Here is a 22,168-nt window from a genome sequence, read left to right as displayed (position 1 = left end):
GCGCAGAAGCGCTACTTCTTGCGAATCGTGTACATTTGCGTGTTAAGCAAATTAGCGTATCGGTTAATAACTCGAGGGCGAATAATCTTCATAGAAGCCGTCATCAAGCCGTTTTCTTGAGTAAACTCTTCTGGCAAAATAATGAACTTTCGCACAGACTCTGCGCGCGATACGCCCTCATTTGCAATATCCACAAACTTTTGGACTTCTGCACGCACGACCGCGTTATTTGCGGCATCTTCCATGCTCATAGTCTCGTCCAAGCCCTTGGTCTTAAGCCAGTTGCGCAAAATCTCCTCGTCTAAAGTAACAAGAGCAGATATAAATGGCCTCTTATCACCAAGAACAAGCGCTTGAGACACAAGATCGCAACGCTTAATCACTTCTTCAATAGGGCCAGGAGCCACATTCTTGCCGCCAGCAGTAATAATTAAGTCCTTCTTGCGACCAGTAATGTAAATCATGCCATCGTCGTCAATTCTGCCCAAATCGCCAGTAGCATACCATCCGTCTTCTGTAAACGAAGTCTCGGTGGCCTCTTCATTCTTGTGATATTTCTTAAACACGCAAGTGCCCTTAATTTGCACTTCGCCATCTTTAGCAATTCGCAAAGTGAAAGCTGGGAAAGCAATGCCAACGGAGCCTTCGCGGAATGGAACGCCAATAGGTGTAAATGCGCATGGGGCAGTGGTTTCCGTAAGACCGTAGCCCTCGTAAACTGGCACGCCTGCGCCGCGGAAGAACGCTAGCAGCTCTGGGTCAAGCGGAGCCCCGCCAGCAACAATCCAGCGCGCGCGTCCGCCAAGCGCTTGGCGAATCGGGCGGTAAACTAGCGGATCGTAAGCAGCGCGGCGAGCCTTTGTTAGCGCCTTAGCATCTCCAGAATCCTGTACTTCCTTCATATATTGCTGAGCTGTAACAACAGCACCCTGGAAGGCAAGTCCCTTAGCGCCGTGACCTGCCTTTTGCGAAGCCGCGTTATACACTTTTTCGAGCACACGAGGAACAACAATCATAACGGTTGGTTTTGCAACTTGAAGATCGGATATAAGCGTTGTAATGCCTTGTGCAATGTAGATTCTAAGCGTGCTAGCAACAACAATATAGTTGATTGCGCGCGCAAACGAATGTGCTTGAGGCAAGAACAACAGCACAGATCCATCAGGCTCGCTAAGCAAGTCTGGCAAATAAATCGGCAAGTTTAACGCCGTTGTGCAATAATGCTCATGCGTCATTTCCACGCCTTTTGGCGCAGCCGTAGAGCCAGAAGTGTACACGATTGAGCACAAGTCGGTTTTTTTAACCGAGTCAATGCGCTCGTCCAGCTCTTCATCGCTAACAGCGTATCCAAAAGCCTGAAGTTCCGCCAATCCGCCTGTTTCTATGCAAATAATGCGCTCAAGGCTTGGGCACTCTTCGATTGCGCCGTCCGCCTTTTCCTTCATGTCGGTTGTTCCAACAATCAAAAAGCGCGAATCGGAGTTGTTTACAATGTTGCGAATTTGCTCGGCAGAATCAGTGTCGTAAATCGTAGCAAGCACGCCTCCGCAAGCCATAACTGCAGCGTCAGCAATATCCCACTCGTACGATGTTTTGCACATTAACGCAACAGCATCGCCCTTGCGCAAACCGTAGTGCATTAAGCCTTTTGCGGCATCTCGCACTTCTTTAAGGAACTGATTTGCTGTTTTTGTAACCCATTCGTCGTTTTCTTTGTACGTGTAAAGCGGATCGTCTCCCATTCGGGCTGCTCTATCGGCATACAAGTCGTAGATGCTTGTGCCTTCATCTAGCGGAGCGCTTCCCTCGGTTTTTGTAGTCAACAAGCCAGTTTGTGGGTCTAGGAACGTTGTGGTTGGCATTTCTGCGCCCCACTCTTCTACGCGAGGCAGATCTACGCGAGGCAGACGCGATTTTTGCGCAAGTAGCGTGTTTGTTGCTTCTTGTTTTTCTTCGACTTGCGGGTAGTCTTGGCTTCCCGAGCGATCGTCGCTAACTGGATGCGCGAAGTTGCTGCCGATTTGCAAGGCCTTGCGGGCAAGGTTGAAAGCTTGCTTCTGGAGTGTGTTTAGCACGGACACGTCTGCTCCTTAATTGCGCTAATCTTGAGTCATAAATTTGTGTTGCAACATGTAATTTGTGTTATAACTTGAGTCACAAAATCAGCTTGTTTTTAAGCACACAATTTAATGCGCGCTTACTTCTTTTATATATGATAATAGCTTGTATAGCTCAAGTCACTTTTTGCCTTGATATTGCCTTGATTTTGTGTTGATATTTTTTGGATAAGCGCATGTCAAAGTGTTTTTGTAGACTAGACAAGTTGCTTTGGCGAGGGAATAACACTGCGATTGTTGTGTAAGTTCCGTTATCGACTGGGCTGATGCCAATATGGTTTTCGGCGCGTCGGTGCGCCTGAAGCTGGATTAATCAATCTATCCAGATAATTAAGGAGACCGATATGGCTACAAAGATTACACTTGAAGGCAATGTGCGCAATGAGTTCGGTAAGGGTGTTGCTCGCCGTTTGCGTGTTGCCAATTTGATTCCAGCAAGCATTTACGCTGGCGGTGCTGAACCTGTACACGTTACTCTTCCAATGAGGGAGACCACTCTTTCGCTTCGTCACGCAAACGCTTTGTTCACTATTAAGTTTGGCAAGGAATCTCGAATCGCAGTTGTTAAGGATGTTCAGCGCAACCCTGTTAAGCGCATTGTTGAGCACATTGACTTCTACGAAGTTAAGGCTGGCGAAAAGATTGACGTTGAGGTGCCAGTGTTTGTTGAAGGCACTCCAAAGGGTGCTGCTGTTGCATTCGTAGACGTTCAGGAGCTTAAGGTTCGCGCAGACGTTTCCAACTTGCCAGAGCGCTTGGTGGTTAACGTTGACGGCTTAACCGATGGCGCCAAGGTGTTTGCTAAAGACGTTAAGCTTCCTGAGGGCGTTGTGCTCGACATGGATGGCGAAGAGTCTGTTGTTAGCGTCACCGTTCCAGAAGATGCTGCTACAGAAGAGCCAGCTGCAGCTCCTGCAGCCGATGCTGCTGCTCCTGCTGCGGAAGCTCCTGCTGCCGAGTAAGGTTTTGCTTAGAATTTTTGCTTAGAATTTTTTAAGATTTGCTTGGCATTTTTAAGATTTTCTAGGATTTTCTAGGATTTTCTAAGATTTTACAAGCCGCGCATAGTCAAGATTTTCTTGGCTTGCGCGGTTTTTGTATCTCACACGATTCCGCATTTTGTACCAAATTTGACTAAAAAATGGTACAAAAAGCGGAAAAGCAGGTCGTGTCGTTCGCGCGGTCTAAGCGCGCGAACGTCTTCGCCGCGCAGAAGCAGTGCTTCTGCCTTAAGCGGCTCAGCGAATCGAAGTGCATTCGCGCGCTACGCTATTCCTCACGGCTATTAGTAGCCGCTCGGCTGATTTGGCATGTAAAGTCCACTGGACTTTACATTTGAGCCAAATCACGCTTTGAAGGAGCTTGAAATGCGTTATGCAATTTCAAGCTCAGTCAAAGCGCTCATGCAAGTCGATTCGAGCAAAAACCCTTGAAACAAAAATACTTATGGGGGGGGGGGTATCCGTGCTATCTGATAAAATGCAAAGGTTAAGTATTACGAGTTGGGAGTTTCCGTGGATAAAGCAAAAGACGTTGCTAGCAAGGTTAATTCGAGCAGTAAGCAAGTTAAGCATAAAAGCGCTAAAAATAAAGGCGCTAGTAGCTTAAAGAATGTTTCTTCGAAGAATGCGAATAATGCTTCTGGTCGCATCGGCGTTGCTGCTGTAGCTTTAGCATCTACGCTGTCTATGTTGCTGCCTGGTGCAACGGCTTTAGCTAAGACTCCTCTTAACGCTGATTCTTTTGATTCGTCTTATGTAAAGAGTGCTGCTAAGACTTCTGGCAAGGGTGCTGGCAAGGGCAATGGCGACCCAAACGGCTTATATAACAATGGTTTGCTTAACACGGGCGCTACTTCTGAGCTTGCTAGGCGCCAGATGGTTGGTTCTGCTAAAGAATATTTAGTTAAGCATGCTGATTCTAATGCTGATTCTAATGCTAGCGCGGCAGGCGTTGATAATCAGGAAGCGGCTGCTGGCGATTCTTCTGTAAGCGTTAATGGTTCTGGCGAACATTTGTCTGAGGCTGGTAATGAGGCTAGCAATGAGGCTGGTAGTGGAGATAGTAGTGGCGCTGTTACTGAAAGCAATACCAGCAATGATGTTAATGTGGAATCAAGCAACAAGCGAATCAAGACTACAACTGAGGTTCAAGCTGCGACTAAAGGTGCGCAAAATAATCAAAAGGTAGCAAAGCCAGATAGTAAAGCGGCTAAGAAAGAGCAATCAGCAGAAGCCAAGCCAGAAGAGCCAGCTGCTGATAAAGAACAGCATGCAGAAGCAAAGCCAGATGAGGCTCCTGCAGCAAAGACTGATCCAGCAGATGCAAAGCCAACAAATACAGAGCATACTGCAAAGACTGATCCAGCAAAGTCAGAACCAGCAAATGCAGAGCCTACTGCAAAGACTGATCCAGCAACAAATAAGACGGAGGCAGATCAGAAGCCAGATCAGAAGCCAGATCAGTCTGCGAACACAGAAACCGCGCAGCCCGAAACGGCGCAGCCTGGAAATAATACAAGCACGCCAAAAGTGCGTTCTCGTAGGAGTGTTGATGAAAGCACCAACGGTGATAACAAGGGGAGTAGTGTAGCTCCTAAAGATGAAGGTTCTATCGCTGACGCTGGTAATACAGAGAACACAAGCGCAAAAGAGCCAGGTGCAGAAGGCAATGCAAAGAGTTCAGTAGCAGATAGAAGCGGCGAAGAAGCGAATGGCTCCAATAATGATTCGAATGCAAACAGCCAGGTAATTAAGCCGAATGAGAAGAATCTAACAGCTGGCGACCAAAACGCTGCCAACGAACAGGTACAAACCGACAAAAAGCCAAAAGCTACGTATAATTTGCAAATTCGCTATACGATTGGCGGCGCTGCAAATAAGCAGCTTGTGCAGCCGTACGAGCTTACGATTGATCAAGAAGACTTCGATAAGCTCGGCAAAGATGACAAGTACGAGTACATTGAGCTTCCAAAGGCTGCTGGATACCGTCCATCCGTATACCATTCCGGGGATTACCAGTACTACATTAAAAACGGCGAAGGCAATTATGTTATTGACAATGGCACGGATGCGGATGCTACTCGCTACTTGCGTTTAAGCAAGAAGCTGATTACTGATTACGCTGTAAAGCAAAGGCAGGTTGTTGGAGGAGGTAACGGCGCTCAAGCTCCGCAAAATCCGCAGAATCCATCGTCTGCGCAGACGCAATCAGAAGACAATGGCATCCAGCACTACGGCGAGCTGAACATCAACTACGCTCCTAAAACAGCTAAGTACTATGTGCGTCACTTGGTGCAGGATCTCAATAATAAGGATGAGTTCCACGATGCTCCGAATTTGGGCATAGGTAAAGTAATTACTGTAAAGCATAAGGATGGCACTACTGAGAATATTCACGTTACTGAGATTACGGGCACAGTTGGCTCGGATGTAACAGCTGTTTCAACGTACATTCCAGGCTACGAGCCAGAGCACAATTTGATTAGCTCGCCGCTTTCGGATTCGGAAGATGAAAAAGATAAGCTTGTTTTGAACCTTCGCTACTACCGTAAAGCGTATGAAGTTACTTACGATTCTAACGGCGGCACGGATGTTACTGCTCAAAAAGTGTATTATCAGCAGACAGTGCCAGGTGTCACAGAGCCAACTAGGCGAGGTTACACTTTTAAAGGATGGTCTTTAGTAGATCCTAATACAGTAAATGATCCAAGTTCTGGGTTATATAGTGATCCTACTGTTATATCTGACAAAGATTTTAAGATGCCGGATCACAATGTGCAATTCCGCGCAGTTTGGGAAGAGAATAAAACCACCAACTATCGCGTGAACGTGTGGGTACAAAAAGCGGATTTGGTAGATAAAGAGCATCCAAAGTCGCTTGTAAACTACGACTTTGTTGGTCTTGTTGAGCGCAAGAACGTTAAGACTGGCAGCAGCGTTGATCTTAAAAGCATGAACGATGCTGGCGTTGCTAATGATCCTAATAAATTAAGCGGCACTAATAAAGATAATCCTATTTTGGACTCTGAGCTTGGCTTAACTAAAGAAGAGTTGCAAGGTAAAAATTCTGATCACAAAGACGGCTTAATTGCAAAGTTCAATTGGATGAACGATACGCCTGTAACAAGCTTAGATGGGTATGATACTGAGAATCCTGATGATCCAAAAAATTATACTGTAGATTCTAATGGCAAAAGAGTTTACAAGGACATATTCACGCGCTATTTCTATGTGAATAAAAAGCTTACTAGAAAATCTACAAAAGATACTACTAGTACAGACACTACGCTTTCTGCTAACGACTTAGATAATAATTTTGACTTAGTCTACGATCGCAAAGAGTACGAGCTTATTTTTGCTTCTCCTAAGAACAGTAATAATGGTATGGGCGGCAATAATGTTGTTATAAATAAAAAGAACAGCAAAGGTGAGATAATTAGTTATTGCTACGCTGGCGGCGGTGATTGCTCAGATAAATTAGACAATGAGTCTACTTACACGTATGGTAATAGTTTTAATAAAGTAACTAACAAAGTTGATCATAATGGTTACCGTGTAAAGGTTCGTTACGGTCAGAGTCTTACTGATTTTTGGCCTAATTCAGATGAAGTAGACTTTATGGATGATGGTAACACTTCTTCATTAGGTTTTTTGATTGGTGGAAATGTTAGTGGAGGTACTTATGGTACATATCGTGATACTCCTCCATTTCGTTTAACGAAAGAAGAATTTGTTGATCCAAAATTCCATTGGATGTATGGTAAGGGTACGGCTTCGCAGATTAGTGACAACCCTGCAGATAAAAATGCGCCAAAGTATACTGTAAGAGATGATCAGCGCCTACTTATTCTTGATTCCCATGATAATTCTGAAAAACTTCAAGCTAATCCTATACAGGTAATCATTAAAAAACAGAGCATTGCATCTGCAAAAAATGGCGATACTGGCAAAAATATTAAGTATGAGATTTCTACAGATTCCTATAGTAAGGATGATACTAACAGTAGTTCTTATGTGTTTCCTCCGTCTTCTATTGCAGGTTTTGAGTCAAAAATAACTGGTCTTAAACCTGACAACAGTAATCGTGAAGATGGTGTTAAGATTGGGGACGCTCTCGATGCTGATGACTTCTATACAAAAGTACATGAGCTTTATGAAGAAGTAACAGGTGAAGATGCTCCAGAAGATGCTCCAGAAGAAGGAAATGATGGCGATTTTCCTGCCCCTGATTATACTTCTGGCGAAGACGATGAGGATGGAGGACTTGCTCTTAAAAAATTAAATGATGAGATTGCTAGAAGACTTAAAACTGATCCAGCATATAAGAAATATTACGAGTTTAAAAAGAAGTATCATCTTGAGTTCCGTCGCTACTTCGCTGGCATTGAAAAAAAGCTTAATTTTGGTGATGAGGTTAAGTGTAGAGAATTTGAGTCTGATAATATAGTAACTCTCGAGTACAACCGCCAGAAGTACGACGTGCAGTTTTATAATGCGGATGGCAATGCTATAAAGGACGGCAGTGGCGCTGCTACAGATAGCCTGCCGTATGAGTATAGCTTGTCTAAGCGCGGCAAAAAAGATTTGACGGGCGAAGACGAAGAGTTATACGGAAAAGATACGTCTTACGATGCTTCTGTAGTTAAAGACGATCTTGGTAATACATCTAAGCAGTTAGATGGCAAGTACACTTTCACGCTTAATGGCAAGACTTACTCCATCGTTCGCCCAGATGATTTGCCAAAAGACTACGTGTTTAAAGGTTGGGCTGTTGATCAGACTGGTAGGCATCTTATAAATGGCGAGATAAACGACAATAGTGAAGGTGCTGAAGGCGGCAGCGAATCTGGAAGCAAAGCTAAAGGCGAAGTTAAAGATTATACAATGCCAGTTAACGGCATTAAGCTTTACGCTGCGTGGGGTAAGCCAACTGATATTAAGCACACGGTAACTCTTGATTACGATATGCCGCAAATTGGCGATCAAGGAAACGTAATTACAAATAATGATGTAACAGAACAGTTTACAGTTGAGCACCGCAAGAAAGTTAATGAGCAGGATCTTAAGGTACCAACGCGTAAAGGCTACGACTTCTACGGCTGGGAGCTTGCTAAAAAGGGCGATGAAGAATTAAATGTTCACACTCCGTACGCTTTTAGTAACCAAGTAGTAGAAGATATAACGCTTAAAGCTGTGTGGATTAAAGATACGCGCTACAACGGCACTTTTAATCACATATTCTTAAAGCCTGGGTACACGATTAAGCAGTATAAGACTACTACTGATGCCGTAGCCAAGGCCGCGATGGTAGATCACGTTTCTACTCAAACGGTTTCTGGCTTGCGTGAGCATTTGCGCTACAATGCGGAAGCGGTCTACAGTGACGAAACGCACTTCCCAGATAAGCATTTCACAAGCTTTGAAGCCTCGAGCCATGAGGAACAGAATACTGGCGAGTTTATTTACCAAACGTACAATACGCGCAAGTATAAGGTTCGATATGTAACTATTGGTGAGGATGGCCAAGAAAAGGATCTTCTTCCAGAAAGCGAAGTTAGCTCTGTAAATCGAAAGTACGACGTAGCATTCTACAAGCCGATTGAAGGCTTTATGCCGGAAACTACGCAGCAGAATATTGAATACGCTACTGACAAAGATGGCAAGCAGACTAAAGAAGATACATTCACATTCGTATATAAAGACGTTCGCGTGCTTAAGCGCAAGGACGATACCCAAGCTCGCCCAACCAACTACACGCGCTACGTGTTCAAAGTGGCCGCTGGTCAGTCGAATATGGGCAGCATTGTTGGATACGATAGTAGGCCTGCTGGAGAAGGCGGTTTAGTCTACGATGTTATTGGCGGAACGAAGGCTTACCAAATGCCTTTGCCTCAAGATCCAGTTGCAAAGCAAGGCTATGAGTTTGAAAAATGGACTTCTGAGATTTATATAGATGATGGACATGGTGGGCAAACAGTTACTGGTGGTTTCGACCGTCTGCCAATTCTTTCTGAATCTCAATCTAATCCAAAGGTTGTTTACACTGCTAACTTTAAGCTTAAAGCGCCTGTTGCAATCGATACTAAGGTTTTGAAGCCAACAGATGCTTTGACTCTGGATGAGGCTTCAGCTAAGAATCTTATAAAGAATTCTAATGAGTATCCAGATGGTGCTAAGTTCAGCTTTGCGCCAAGCGAAAAGTTTGACAGCACTCCAGGTTTGCACAAGATTAAAGTGCAAGTGAAGCTTGATGGAAACACTGCTGAAACTGAAGTGCTGTACCGTGTGCTACCAGACTTGGTATACGAAAGCGATTGGGATAAGTTTAGCCAAAGTGATTACGGCAAGAGCCATGTAGAAAATAACGAATATGTTAAAGTCACTTTTACTGGTGATTCAAAGCAGGGTAAGATTCTTGGTCATGACGGCGAGACTAGCGCTAGTAAACCTTCGCTTTTTGCATATGTGTATAAGGGTAAGAAGGATATTTCTGTTCGCGTTCCGCAAGCCTTTGGTAAGGAATACGAGGACGATCATTATCACTACGTGTTTAAGGGTTGGACTACTGGCACTGAAACCGATCCTGCAAATATAACTAATTACGATATTAAGTCTGAAGATCGCTACAAAAAAGACACGTTCAGTAAGGATGTTACTTACACCGCTGTTTACAAGCGAATCGACTACTTCTCCAGCTCGTCCGACAATGGAACAGTTCCAGAAGATTCTGTAGTTGCAATCTTCAAGCCTGCTCCAGGACGAAAGTGGAAGGACGGCACAGACGGCCCTAAGGTGTTCTACGTAAAGAAGGGTACTGATCTTTCGCATATTCCGTACAGTGCTAGCGACCAGACTAGTGCGTTGACAAGGCTTCAAGAGAACCTAACCAATGCTAAGGGAACTTGGAATCGAAGCAGCATGATTAATGGCAAAGAAGAAGTAACGCCTATAGATGATGTTTCGAATTGGAAAGTTGATAAACCATTCCAAGAGTTCGTGGCAGATCAAACTCCTTGGACAGAGCCAGCAGTGCAGACTGATTACTTGGTCGCTGTGCAAGATAAGCCTGACACGCTTCCAAAGTTAACCGATTTTATAACTAATATGTCTCAGCTCAAAGCAGATGCTGCTGTGAATAATGGCATAGAAGACATAAAAGTCGAATATGATTTGCCAACTGAAGCTGAACAAAATAAGTTAAAGCAGAAGATGCTTAAGAAGCCTGCTTTGTACACTGTTCCTTTGAAAGTTACAGTTAAGTATAAGGATGCAGCAGATTACAAGACTTATAGACTTGTAGGACGCTTAAAGGTGCTTTATCAGTTGATGTACCCAGACAGCTTGCCGCAGGAAGATACTAAACATCCTGAAGCGCAAACTGGTGTTAATGCTGAACGTAATAAAGTTCTTGATCCAAAATATTACGTTCAAGTCAAATTTGAGAATGCTCAGAATGATAGTGAGTCACCAAATGGCAAGGGTGAATTTGCTCAAGGTTCGCGCAAGTTGTACTACGCGTATAAGCAATCTGCTAGTGGTGTTCGGGCACCGCAGGTTATTGGCAAAGATTACGATGCAAATGGATACCATTATGAGTTCCAAGGCTGGGAGATGCGTGAAAATGCTGCATCTGTAGCAAATTCGGCTAATACGCCAAATGCTACGGATGGCACAAATGCTGCTGCACCAGTAGTTCCTGTTGTAACACTGTTTGCTTCTGCGGCTCCAACACCTACTACTGTGTCGAATCCGCCAAAAATTAAGCTATATTCTAGTGCTGAAATTGCTGGTATGAAGTTTGATAAAAACACTACTTTTACGGCAGTGTATAATAAAACGCCAAACGTTATCGACGCTTCCAAGCAAGACGAGATTCCAGATGGATATGTTGCAACCATCTTTATGCCAGGATTTGGTAGAACGTGGGCCGATGGTTCGCATAAGCCAAAACTGCTGTATATTAGTCACGGAAAAGATAAAGAAGATAACATTAAGTTTGCTCAAAAAGTTGCAAGCGATACTGCTGCAGAACTTTCTGGTTTTACAAAGTGGCAAATGTTTGATGCAAAAGGCGTTAAATCGAACATACTCTTACATGACAATTGGGATATTAGTAAGCCGCGCATCTTTGTTGCTGAGCAAAATGGCGTTGACGATGTGAAGATTCCAGAGACAGTTATTGCTGTGGGTGAGGGTATTCCAAACGCTAATAAGCTCGTACATAACACTGACCCTAGAGTGAGTGTATCTATAGATGATAGCTCTACTGTTGATGTTTCGAAGCCTGGAATTTCAACAATTATGGTGAATGTAACTAAGCCTACTGATGAAATTGATAAGACTACAGGAAAGCAAAAAACTGTTACAACTAAGTTGCCTGTGCGTGTGTACGTTTTGCCTAATGTGATTGCAGATAACGATTTGCCAGCTAAAGGCACTGCGGAAGCAAAGTTCATAGAAAAGAACTATAGAAAGGTGACGTATGTAGCTGGTAGTGGCGGAGAAATGAAGTCTCCTGTGTTCACATACTGGGTGCGTAAAGGCGCTAAGGATTTGCACATGCCAGTTCCAGATGTGCTTGCAGCTAATGGCTACGTGTTCAAGGATTGGACTTCTATCACGTCTGAGACTCCAGCGGCTCCAGTAGATAAGCGCAAGGCTACAGAAGAAGAGCGCGAAGCTCTGTATCGAATGGCGATTATGTATGGTATGCCATATGCAGCAAAGCTGATTAGTGATTCGCATAACTCTACGCCTGCTGCTTTGCAAAATCTTCTGAACGAAGCGCGAAAGCAACACGCTGAGCAAATCTACAATGCTAAGCGCGAAGAATTAGCTCAGATTGCAGAAAGTGAGGGTAACAATAATCTAGCTTCTGAAATTCGTCAGTCTCATGATTCCTTACAAGAGATTAAGGATAAGCTTGTTCAAAATGGCATTGATGTTGACAAAATCATTGAACAAGTTAATGAAAAAGCTTTGCTTGCAAAAATTGCTAAGGAAGCTGTAAAACCATGGCTTGCCAAGCAAATTTCCAATTCCAAGCATTCTTCAATAGAATCTTTGAAGAATTTGATGCAAGAAGCTGGAATAGACTTGACATTTGCTAATTATGAGGAAACTAATAAGAGTGATGTCAGTGATGAACAGCGAGAGGTGCTCGCTGAGCTTGCTGATGAAGCAGATAAGCCATTTGTTGCAAAGATAATTCGCAGCTCCAAGAAGTCTAGTTTGGAAGCTTTGAAGCAGGTTTTGCGCAATGCTGGAGTAAATCCAGAGATTTCGATGCCTGAGCCACAGCCAACGCGCGAAACTACGATTACTGCAAACTTTGAGCTTATGAAGCCTATGAGGTTTGAGTTTAGAAGTTCTGCGGTTTCGGGTATTCCTGCAACGTTTACGCTTACAAACTTAACGGAGAATTCGAGTGGGAATGCGACTGTTAAAGTAGATAATACCGACTTTACAATAAACAATTTCATTCCGGATGGCATTGGCTCTAATGGTCTTCTTCCTTCTTGCAATGGCACTACTTGCAAGATTTCTGGCACGCCTAAGATTGTAGACGGCAAGCCTAAAGTGGAAGTTAAATTTACAACTGTTGACCAGTATGGGCGTCGTGCGGAGATTGTTGTGTATATTGACATAGTGGATTCGGCAAAGCCTGAGCCAACGCCTGAGCCTGATTATTCAACGGTTCCTTCGGATTATGTTGTTCCAGCGTATGAGCCTGCGCCAGCTCCTGTTCCTGTTGTTCCTTTGCAAGATAAGCAAAAGACGGGAGTTAAGGGCGATTTGCTTCCTCAAACGGGTGTTGATGCTTCGCAATCTGCGTTAATCGCAAGCTTGTTGGCATCTGTTGGTTTTGCTAGCTTCGCTGCTAAGCATAGGCGAAAGCGCGAAGATGGTAAGAATAACTAAGCGAGTCGAGGGTAGTGACTAGAATAGCGAAGGTTCCGGTTCACGCTTAGCTATTGGGGCTTTGCGACCCGGGTCGCCCGAATTCCATAGGAGACATTATGAAGCAGGGTATTCATCCCGACTATCACGCAGTGCAGGTTACCTGCTCCTGCGGAGACACTTTTGTAACTCGTTCCACCGCTAATGGCGATCATATGACGGTTGACGTGTGCTCAAAGTGCCACCCATTCTATACCGGCAAGCAGAAGATTCTCGATACCGGCGGCCGCGTGGCTCGCTTCGAGAAGCGCTACGGTAAGAAGACTAAGTAGCTTTTTAATCGCCAGCCCTGCTTTCGTGTAACTTCGCGGAATCGGGGCTGGCGTTTTATGTGCTAGACGTGCATGTGTTCATGTGTATTATTTAATACTTAATACTTAATTTAATATTTAATTTTTCGATTCAAAATCCGCGTTATGCGCGACTACAAAGGAACAAAATGGCCGAGTCAATAGATGAGCAATTCCCAGCAGCGGTTACAGCTCTAAACGAATACCGCGATATTGAAAATCGCATGGGGCAGCCAGAAGTAGCATCTAATCCAGATGCAATTCGCAAGCTCGGTCGTAGGCACGCAGAACTCGGGTCGATTGTAAGCGCATACTTAAATTACAAACAGCTTTGCGAAGACTACGAAGTAGCTAGCGAGATGGCAAGCGAAGATGAAGACTTAGCAAAAGAAGCAAAACATTTAGAAGAGCAGATTCCAGCAGCAAAAGAAAAGCTTCGCACAGCGCTGATTCCTAGAGACCCAGACGATGCGCGAGACATGATTATGGAAATCAAAGCTGGTACGGGCGGCGAAGAAGCAGCTCTGTTTGCTGGCGATTTATTGCGTATGTACATGCGTTACGCGGAAAAGCGCGGATGGACTACAGTAATCCAAAGCGAAAATGCGACGGAGCTTGGCGGCGTAAAAGACGTGCAGCTTGCGATTCGCGCAAAAGGCACACCTGCTCCAGAAGACGGCGTGTGGGCAAGCATGAAGTACGAGGGCGGAGTGCATCGCGTTCAGCGAATCCCAGTAACTGAATCGCAAGGGCGTATTCAAACTTCCGCGGCTGGCGTAATCGTGTTCCCAGAAGCAGACGAAGACGATGACGAAATTGAAATCGATCCAAAAGACCTTAAAATCGACATTTTCATGAGCTCTGGTCCTGGTGGACAGTCTGTTAACACTACGTATTCCGCGGTTCGCATGACGCATATTCCAACTGGAATTGTGGTTAGCATGCAAGATGAAAAGTCGCAGATTCAAAACCGTGCTGCAGCCTTGCGCGTGCTAAAGTCGCGTTTGCTCGCTATGAAGCACGAGCAGGAGGCGGCGGAGGCGGCGGATATGCGCCACTCGCAGGTGCGCTCGTTGGATCGCTCCGAGCGAATCCGCACATACAACTTCCCAGAAAACCGTATTGTGGACCATCGCACAAACTACAAGGCATACAATCTTGACCAGGTGCTTAACGGCGACTTGCAAGCGGTTATAGACAGCGATATTCAGGCAGATGAAGCCGATCGCTTAGCTAAAGCCAATTAAGCCAAGTAAGTTAAGTTAGCCAAGTAAGCTAAGTACTCTAAGTAAAATCACCACGTGGCTTGTAAAATGCAAGAAATTTTGCACATTTTGCGCGCATCTGCCGAAAAACTTGAAGATGCAGGTGTAGAGTCGGCAGAATACGACGCACGTTTGCTACTGGCTCACGCTTGTGGCGTAAGTTTAGCAGACTTAAACAAAGCGCTAATACTTGGCGATTTTAAGGATTTTTTGCCTGATTATGCTAGCAAATATAGCGATTTTATATCTAGACGTGCATCGCGCGAGCCATTGCAACACATTATTGGATTCGCCACTTTTCGCTACATAGACCTAATAGTTGGGCAAGGCGTTTTTGTGCCGCGTCCCGAGACAGAAGTGGTAGTTCAAGAGGGAATAGATTGGATTCGCGCAAATAATCTAAAAAATCCTATTGTTTTAGACTTATGTGCAGGGTCGGGAGCGATTGGATTATCGGTAGCAAGCGAAGTTGCAAACGCGCAAGTGTGGGCTGTGGAAAAGTCGCATGAAGCTTTTGAATATTTGCAAAAAAACTATCGCAAAATCGCGGAAAAATATGATATTTCAAACAGATATCACGCAATATTAGGCGATGCTACAAACGCTAATCTGCCTGAAATAAGTGCGATTAAAGGACTAGTAGACGTAGTAATTACGAATCCTCCATACGTGCCAGAAAGCAAGCCAGTCGAGCAGATTGAAGCTCGCGACTACGACCCAAAAATGGCGCTATACGGGGGATCTAAAGACGGATTGTTAATACCGCAAAAAATTGTAAAAGCGAGTTTTGCATATTTGCGTATGGGTGGAATAATGATTATGGAACACGATATTACGCAAGGAAAAGCGCTTGCAGATTATGCAAAAAACATAGGATTTAGCAGTGCAAAAGTCAAAAACGACTTAACAAACAGAGCAAGATTTGTAGTATGCAAAAAAGGGGCTAAAAATGAGTAAAATTTGCACAATTAACGAAGAATCATTGCAACTTGCAGCGCAAATAATTAACGCGGGCGGCGTAATCGTAGTGCCAACAGACACGGTTTACGGAGTGGCGTGCGACCCATTTAACGAGGCGGCAGTAGCGAAAATCTACCAACTAAAACGCAGGCCGCGCACAAAAGCCTTGCAAATACTTATGAGCAGTGTAAGTGACTTAGAAAAACTTGGTCTTTACTTGCCAAACCCGCTAGACGTGCTTGCGGAAAAATTCCTGCCAGGCGGATATTCACCAATCGCGCGCGCAAAAAAGGATTCGGTAGCTACAAGGCTTGCTACGCTTTGTAAAGCAGATGAGAGCAGTGAGCAAAGTCAAGCAACGCAAGGCGTGCGCGTTCCAGATTGCCCAGAACTAATGAAAATTTTGCGCGTTACGGGGCCATTGGCGGCATCTAGCGCGAATCGCAGCGGAAACGAGAGTGCAGACAGCGTAGAAGAAGCGTTTGCGGCTTTTGGAGACGAAATACCGCTGTACTTAAACGCTGGCCCAACGCGCTCGCACGTAGCAAGCACGGTGGTTGGTGCGGATGCAAGAGACAAAGACGGAATTGTGATTTTGCGCGAAGGTGTAATAAGTGAAGAACAGATAAGAGCAGAAAGTCGCAAGAAATGAGGGTATACCTGTTTATAGCAGCAATCGCAGGAGGCGCAACGTGGCTAATAATGCCGCTTATACGTCATCTTGCGATTCGCATAGGAGCTGTTGGAAAAGTGCGCGCTCGCGATGTGCACACAATACCTACGCCCCGTATGGGTGGAGTGGGAATGCTATTCGGCTTTGCTGTGTCGATGGCATTTGCAAGCTCCATGCCTTTTATTTCGGGGCTTTTTGCAGGAACACACCAGCCATGGGTGGTTTTAGCTGGAGCAGTACTCATATGCCTTTTGGGTGTTTGCGACGATATTTGGGATTTAGATTGGATGCTAAAACTTGCAGGTCAATTGCTAATAGCTGTTTTTGTAGCGTGGGGAGGATTGCAAATCGTAGCGTTGCCACTCGGGTCGCTAGTCACAGCCTCTCCAAGCCTTTCAATCGCAATAACCGCAATACTAATAGTTGCTTCAATTAATGCAGTCAATTTTGTAGACGGTCTAGATGGGTTGGCTTCTGGAATTGTGGCAATTGGCGGAATCGCATTTGCAACATACTCTTATATTCTTGCGCGCACGTCTCCGAGCTACGCTTCAATGGCAACTCTTATAGACGTTGCAATGGTTGGAATGTGCGTAGGCTTTATTTTGCACAATTGGCATCCAGCAAAGCTTTTTATGGGCGATTCTGGCTCCATGCTAATCGGGTATTTAATAACTTGCGCGTCTATTATAATGACAGGTCACTTAGATCCATCTGCAGTGCACACAAGCATCTATTTGCCAGTATTTATGCCGATTTTGCTTCCGATTTTAGTGCTGTTTTTGCCAGTTTTAGACATGTGTTTAGCAATATGCAGGCGTCTTGCAAAAGGGCAGTCGCCAATGCATCCAGACCGCATGCATTTGCATCACAGAATGTTGCGCATTGGGCACTCGGTACAAGGAGCGGTGCTTATTTTGTGGGGATGGGCGGCGCTCATATCTTTTGGCTCAATAATGATTCTGTTCTTTAAAGCAGTTTACGTGCTTGTTGGCATGATTATTGCGGCGGCGTTGCTTACAATTCTTACAATGATGCCATATTTGCGCAGACGTTTGCCAGAGTTGCGAAATTCGTGAAAAGCGAAATGGTGGATAATCGCTGCTGATTGAAGTTGGTCGTGTTTAATCGCGCTGTAGTAGCTTCGGCGCAAAATTGCCACTAAATATTGTGTATGAAACGCGGCTTTTGCAAACGTCATAGCAAAAACGTATAGTGACCCTATGGTTACAACTGATATGAACATGCAATCTGCGTATACTCCTGTTCCTCCAATTTTTGAAAAGCTCGGCCTCGCATATGACGATGTGCTTCTGCTTCCAAACGAGACCGATGTAATTCCATCCGAAGTAGATACAACTACTCATCTAACTCGCGAAATCACTATGAAAGTTCCTGCAATTTCTGCAGCAATGGACACAGTAACTGAGTCGGATATGGCTATTGCAATGGCTAGAAATGGCGGAATTGGCGTACTTCACCGCAATCTTTCCATTGATGATCAAGCTGCGCAAGTAGATATTGTTAAGCGCAGTGAGTCTGGCATGATTACCGACCCACTCACTGTTCACCCAGATGCAACGCTCGCCGATTTAGATAAATTGTGCGGGCGTTTCCATATTTCGGGCTTACCAGTAGTAGATGGCGAAAATCGTTTAGTTGGCATTATTACCAATCGCGATATGCGTTTCATTGCTTCCGAGGATTACGATCGCTTGAAAGTCAAAGACGTTATGACTCGCGAAAATCTTGTAACTGGTCCTTCTAATATTTCTAAAGAAGACGCGCATCGTTTGCTTGCAGAAAACAAGGTTGAAAAATTGCCTCTGGTTGATGCCGAAGGTAAGCTTACAGGTTTGATTACTGTTAAGGACTTTGTTAAGACTGAGCAGTACCCAGACGCCACTAAAGACGACCAGGGTAGACTTCGTGTGGCTGCTGGAATTGGTTTTCTTGGAGATGCTTGGCAGCGTGCGTGTGCGCTTATGGAAGCTGGAGTTGACGTACTTGTGGTTGATACTGCAAACGGCGAAGCTCGTTTGGCACTAGACATGATTCGTAGAATTAAGGCAGATAAGGCTTTTGATGGCGTGCAAATTATTGGCGGGAATATTGCAACTCGCCAAGGTGCACAGGCGATGATTGACGCTGGTGTTGACGCTGTAAAGGTTGGCGTTGGACCAGGCTCTATTTGCACTACGCGCGTGGTTGCAGGCGTTGGTGTGCCTCAGCTTACTGCTGTTTATGACGCTGCTCAAGCTTGCAAGGCTGCTGGAATTCCATGCATTGCTGATGGCGGTATTCACTATTCTGGAGATATTGCTAAGGCTTTGGTTGCAGGAGCCAACACCGTTATGCTCGGCGGCACTTTGGCTGGATGTGAGGAAGCTCCAGGCGAGAAGGTTTTGCTTCACGGCAAGCAATACAAGCTTTATCGTGGCATGGGTTCGCTTGGCGCAATGGCTCCTCGCGGTAAGAAGTCTTATTCTAAGGATCGTTACTTCCAGGCAGATGTTACTAGCTCCGATAAGGTGGTTCCAGAAGGCGTGGAAGGCGAAGTGCCATACCGCGGTCCACTTAACGCTGTGCTTTACCAGCTTCTCGGTGGCTTGCATCAGTCTATGTTCTACGTTGGTGCTCACAATATTGAGGAGCTTCAGGAGCGCGGTCGCTTTATTCGCATTACGGATGCAGGCCTTAGGGAATCGCATCCTCACGATATTGTGATGACTGCAGAAGCGCCAAACTACAGCGGTTTCCACAACTAAGTCGCAAGTTGTGCGCGAGTTGCGTATAAGTCGCGTATAAATCGCAAGTAATTTTGCATTAAACGGCGAAGAGTTAGCTAAGTCTTATTTGCTACTTTCTAACTTTTCGTCGTTTTTTGTTTTGACAATTCGTATAAAATTATTGTATAGTTAGTGGGATATCCCACTAAAAATGAGGTGTTTTGTGGAAGTAGTGAAAGATTATGACGTTCGTCTTGATAGTAAAAAGCGTGTAACTCTGCGCGGAGCTAAATACCCTTATTACAATGTTAAAGAATGTGATAACGGTTGTATTTTATTAGAACCTCGTGAGCTTACTATTCCTAAGAGTATCTCTTCTAAAACTCTTAAAAGTATGGATGAAGCAATCCGCAATTTTAAGATTGGCAAAGTCTCTGAACCAGTTGATCTTTCTGACTTCTAGGAGTAAGTGAATGAACTTCAATATTAGAATGGGTATTCCAGAGATGTCTAATATTTGGGAGAGATTGAAGAAAGAGTTTCTAGAAGGCAGTATAAGTAAAAAAGATCTTTCTCTTTATAAGAAATGGGGAAAATCTATGAAACTTTTATCTGAAAATCCAAGGCATCCAGGATTGCATACTCATGATATTGAAGAATTGACAAATAGATATGGTGTTAGAGTTTGGCAATCCTACTTGGAGAATAAAACAAGTAGTGCAATGAGAATGTATTGGGTTTATGGTCCAGATCATATGTCAATAACTATTATCGGTTTAGAGCCTCACCCTGAAGATAAGAAAAATGGATCATATTCTAGAATTTCACTTTCTGATATGCCAGAGATGTGATTTTAGCTGTTAGTCGTCGTTGGGAAGATGTAGGCTGATGGGTTCAAAAAAATATTAGGAAAGGAACGAAAATGGCAGAAGCTAAGGAAGATCTTACGTTTACGCCGGAAGAATCGCGTTTAATTTGGATTGATTGCGAGATGACGGGTCTCGATATTTTCCACGACGAATTATGCGAAGTGTCTGTAGTTCCAACTGACTTTAATTTGAAAGTTCTAGACGATGGCATTGATTTAGTGATTAAGCCAAGCGATGCTGCTGTGGCTCATATGAACGATTTTGTGCGCAATATGCACACATCTTCTGGTCTTGTTGACGAGTGGAATAAAAACGGTTTGCCTCTAGAAGAAGCACAAAAGCAGGTTGTTGAGTACGTAAAGCGCTTTTTGCCAGAGCACGGGAAAGCACATCTTGCTGGAAACTCCGTCGGCTCAGATAAAAAGTTCCTCGACCGCTACATGCCAGATTTAATGGCAAATTTGCATTACCGCGTAATCGACGTAAGCACGTTGAAGGAGATTTCGCGCAGACTTTACCCAGATGTTTACCGCAATAAGCCAGCAAAACACGGAGGTCATCGTGCGCTCGCGGATATTATTGAGTCGATTGACGAGTTGCGCTACTACCGCGATATGATGTTCGTTACAGCTCCAGGACCAAGCGAATCCCAGGCAAAAGCGGGAGCACAACACGTTGAAAGCACGAGTTTGCTTCGCGACTACGAGCGCCGAGGCGAAGCTCTAGAAGATGTAAATTCCGCAGAAAAGCGTGATTATTAAACCAAGCGTGATTATCAAACGCATTAAACGTAAATGCGCAAATAGCGCAAATAAAAGGTGCTGCCAATGAAGCAATCGGAAGCGTTAGAAATAATAAACGCAGGCGCAAGCGTGTTCTTAACAGGCGCTCCTGGGTCGGGAAAAACGTATGTTCTGAATCGTGCTGTGCGCTCAATGCGCGAAAACGGTTTAAGCGTTGCTGTAACGGCTTCAACGGGCATTGCAGCAACGCATTTGAACGGCCAAACCATTCACTCGTGGAGTGGAACAGGCGTTGCAAACGCGCTTACCGATTCGCTTCTTAAAACCATTAGAGCTCGGCGAGGAAAGCGCATAAAAGCCACAGACGTGCTTGTGTTGGATGAAGTTTCCATGATTCACGCTTGGCTTTTCGACATGGTTGACGAAGTATGCCGTAAAGTGCGCAAAAATCCTGCTCCATTTGGCGGCCTCCAAGTGGTGGTTTCTGGCGACTTCTTCCAGCTGCCGCCTGTTAGCACGTCTATGCGAAATCGCGATGTATTCGAGCCAAGCCCCGAGTTTATTGCGTCGCGAGAAAAGTATGCTGCTGCTGGCAAAAATCCAGAAGGCTATATTACGGAATCGTTTGCGTGGGATTCTCTAAAACCTGTTGTGTGCTATTTAACAGAGCAACACAGGCAAGATGATGGAAAGCTTCTTAGCGTTTTAACGGATATTCGAAGTGGCATTGTGAGTAATGAAGATAAGCAAGTTCTTGCTAGTCGACTTGGCGAATATCCTCAAGATAGCGAAGTTTCGGTTCATCTTTTTCCAACAAACTCGCAAGCTGACGGCTTAAATAATGTGCAACTTGCTGCGATTGATGCTGAGCCTCACGAATTTGTAGCAACGCAAGCTGGACCTAAAAATCTTGTAGAGCGCTTAAAAAAGAACATGCTTGCGCCTGAGCGTCTTGTGTTAAAGGCTGGTGCGGCTGTAATGGCTTTGCGAAATGACCAAGATAAGCAATATGTGAACGGTTCTGTTGGACGCGTATTGCGATTTGCGCCTGAATCCAAAGGTGGCTGGCCAATTGTTGAGTTTGAAAACGGCAATATTGTTACTCTTAAGCCTGCTGCTTGGGAGATGACGGATGGCGAAACGGTTCTTGCTAGCGTAAATCAAGTGCCACTTAGATGTGCGTGGGGAATTACGATTCATAAATCGCAAGGTATGACGCTTGATAGTGCTGTTATGGATTTGCGCCGTACTTTTGCGCCTGGAATGGGCTACGTTGCGCTTTCTAGAGTGGAAAATTTGAGTGGGCTTTATTTAGAGGGCATTAATGACCGCGCGTTTAGCGTTTGCGCGGATGCTGTGATTCTTGATGGCTCTTTGCGCGAGGCTTCTAAACGTGCTAGCGAGATTCTTGCAAACGATGGCGCTTGCGCGTTTATAAATAATGCGAATAGCGCAAATGGCGATTTTGCCGATCAGCAAGAGTTTGATATTTTTGCAAGTACTAGCAACGATGAGTTTGGATTCAATGACGAGTTTTAGTTGAAAATTACGTATTGTGAAT

The 22,168-nt window shown here is 44.7% G+C and carries 13 protein-coding genes; 12 read left to right on the top strand and 1 reads right to left on the bottom strand.

Annotation, left to right across the window (positions count from 1 at the left end):
- Positions 1 to 11: 11 nt before the first annotated feature.
- Positions 12 to 2,081, bottom strand: a complete 2,070-nt coding sequence (locus NYP55_RS00975; RefSeq protein ID WP_415688214.1) for an AMP-dependent synthetase/ligase — start codon at positions 2,079 to 2,081, stop codon at positions 12 to 14.
- 380 nt (positions 2,082 to 2,461) lie between these two features.
- Between NYP55_RS00975 and NYP55_RS00970 the strand changes: the two genes are divergently transcribed.
- The 12 genes from NYP55_RS00970 to NYP55_RS00915 all read left to right on the top strand — a co-directional run bounded on the left by NYP55_RS00970 (position 2,462) and on the right by NYP55_RS00915 (position 22,146).
- Positions 2,462 to 3,079 (top strand): 50S ribosomal protein L25/general stress protein Ctc, encoded by a 618-nt coding sequence (locus tag NYP55_RS00970; protein WP_016840381.1) that lies wholly within the window; start codon positions 2,462 to 2,464, stop codon positions 3,077 to 3,079.
- A 552-nt stretch (positions 3,080 to 3,631) separates the two neighbouring features.
- Positions 3,632 to 13,039 (top strand): InlB B-repeat-containing protein, encoded by a 9,408-nt coding sequence (locus NYP55_RS00965; protein ID WP_472781429.1) that lies wholly within the window; start codon positions 3,632 to 3,634, stop codon positions 13,037 to 13,039.
- A gap of 98 nt (positions 13,040 to 13,137) precedes the next feature.
- Positions 13,138 to 13,350, top strand: coding sequence for a 50S ribosomal protein L31 (gene rpmE, locus NYP55_RS00960; protein WP_004114884.1), 213 nt, complete (start codon positions 13,138 to 13,140; stop codon positions 13,348 to 13,350).
- A gap of 167 nt (positions 13,351 to 13,517) precedes the next feature.
- The gene (gene prfA / locus NYP55_RS00955) at positions 13,518 to 14,615 is read left to right on the top strand and encodes a peptide chain release factor 1 (RefSeq protein WP_004132881.1); all 1,098 of its coding nucleotides are present in this window, start codon (positions 13,518 to 13,520) and stop codon (positions 14,613 to 14,615) included.
- Positions 14,616 to 14,681: 66 nt separating this feature from the next.
- Positions 14,682 to 15,590 carry a peptide chain release factor N(5)-glutamine methyltransferase gene (gene prmC, locus NYP55_RS00950; protein ID WP_004130604.1) on the top strand — a complete coding sequence of 303 codons (909 nt, stop codon included), beginning with the start codon at positions 14,682 to 14,684 and terminating at the stop codon, positions 15,588 to 15,590.
- Entirely contained in the window at positions 15,583 to 16,245 is a 663-nt protein-coding gene (locus NYP55_RS00945) for an L-threonylcarbamoyladenylate synthase (protein ID WP_004130606.1), read from the top strand. The genes prmC and NYP55_RS00945 overlap by 8 nt, the downstream gene beginning before the upstream one ends.
- Positions 16,242 to 17,345: an MraY family glycosyltransferase gene (locus NYP55_RS00940; RefSeq protein ID WP_004130608.1), complete on the top strand. Its 1,104-nt coding sequence runs from the start codon at positions 16,242 to 16,244 to the stop codon at positions 17,343 to 17,345. The genes NYP55_RS00945 and NYP55_RS00940 overlap by 4 nt, the downstream gene beginning before the upstream one ends.
- 144 nt (positions 17,346 to 17,489) lie before the next feature.
- On the top strand, positions 17,490 to 19,034 hold the full coding sequence (gene guaB / locus NYP55_RS00935) for an IMP dehydrogenase (RefSeq protein WP_004130610.1): 1,545 nt from the start codon (positions 17,490 to 17,492) through the stop codon (positions 19,032 to 19,034).
- Positions 19,035 to 19,218: 184 nt separating this feature from the next.
- Positions 19,219 to 19,458 (top strand): hypothetical protein, encoded by a 240-nt coding sequence (locus NYP55_RS00930; protein WP_004120033.1) that lies wholly within the window; start codon positions 19,219 to 19,221, stop codon positions 19,456 to 19,458.
- A 10-nt stretch (positions 19,459 to 19,468) separates the two neighbouring features.
- The gene (locus tag NYP55_RS00925) at positions 19,469 to 19,846 is read left to right on the top strand and encodes a hypothetical protein (protein ID WP_004114894.1); all 378 of its coding nucleotides are present in this window, start codon (positions 19,469 to 19,471) and stop codon (positions 19,844 to 19,846) included.
- Between the two features lie 71 nt (positions 19,847 to 19,917).
- Positions 19,918 to 20,625 (top strand): oligoribonuclease, encoded by a 708-nt coding sequence (gene orn, locus NYP55_RS00920; protein ID WP_018623796.1) that lies wholly within the window; start codon positions 19,918 to 19,920, stop codon positions 20,623 to 20,625.
- Positions 20,626 to 20,691: 66 nt separating this feature from the next.
- Positions 20,692 to 22,146, top strand: a complete 1,455-nt coding sequence (locus tag NYP55_RS00915) for a PIF1 family DEAD/DEAH box helicase (protein ID WP_415688216.1) — start codon at positions 20,692 to 20,694, stop codon at positions 22,144 to 22,146.
- Positions 22,147 to 22,168 lie beyond the last annotated feature (22 nt).

It is taken from the genome of Gardnerella sp. c10Ua_31 (assembly GCF_055700915.1).
Note: the sequence above shows the minus strand (reverse complement) of the source record. Positions and strands in the feature narration are given on the sequence as shown.

Bases quoted from the DNA above. Each gene is read 5' to 3' on its own strand.
- NYP55_RS00925 (WP_004114894.1), top strand. From the start codon at position 19,469: ATGAACTTCAATATTAGAATGGGTATTCCAGAGATGTCTAATATTTGG.
- NYP55_RS00970 (WP_016840381.1), top strand. From the start codon at position 2,462: ATGGCTACAAAGATTACACTTGAAGGCAATGTGCGCAATGAGTTCGGT.
- NYP55_RS00915 (WP_415688216.1), top strand. From the start codon at position 20,692: ATGAAGCAATCGGAAGCGTTAGAAATAATAAACGCAGGCGCAAGCGTG.
- prfA (WP_004132881.1), top strand. From the start codon at position 13,518: ATGGCCGAGTCAATAGATGAGCAATTCCCAGCAGCGGTTACAGCTCTA.
- prmC (WP_004130604.1), top strand. From the start codon at position 14,682: ATGCAAGAAATTTTGCACATTTTGCGCGCATCTGCCGAAAAACTTGAA.
- orn (WP_018623796.1), top strand. From the start codon at position 19,918: ATGGCAGAAGCTAAGGAAGATCTTACGTTTACGCCGGAAGAATCGCGT.
- rpmE (WP_004114884.1), top strand. From the start codon at position 13,138: ATGAAGCAGGGTATTCATCCCGACTATCACGCAGTGCAGGTTACCTGC.
- NYP55_RS00945 (WP_004130606.1), top strand. From the start codon at position 15,583: ATGAGTAAAATTTGCACAATTAACGAAGAATCATTGCAACTTGCAGCG.
- guaB (WP_004130610.1), top strand. From the start codon at position 17,490: ATGGTTACAACTGATATGAACATGCAATCTGCGTATACTCCTGTTCCT.
- NYP55_RS00940 (WP_004130608.1), top strand. From the start codon at position 16,242: ATGAGGGTATACCTGTTTATAGCAGCAATCGCAGGAGGCGCAACGTGG.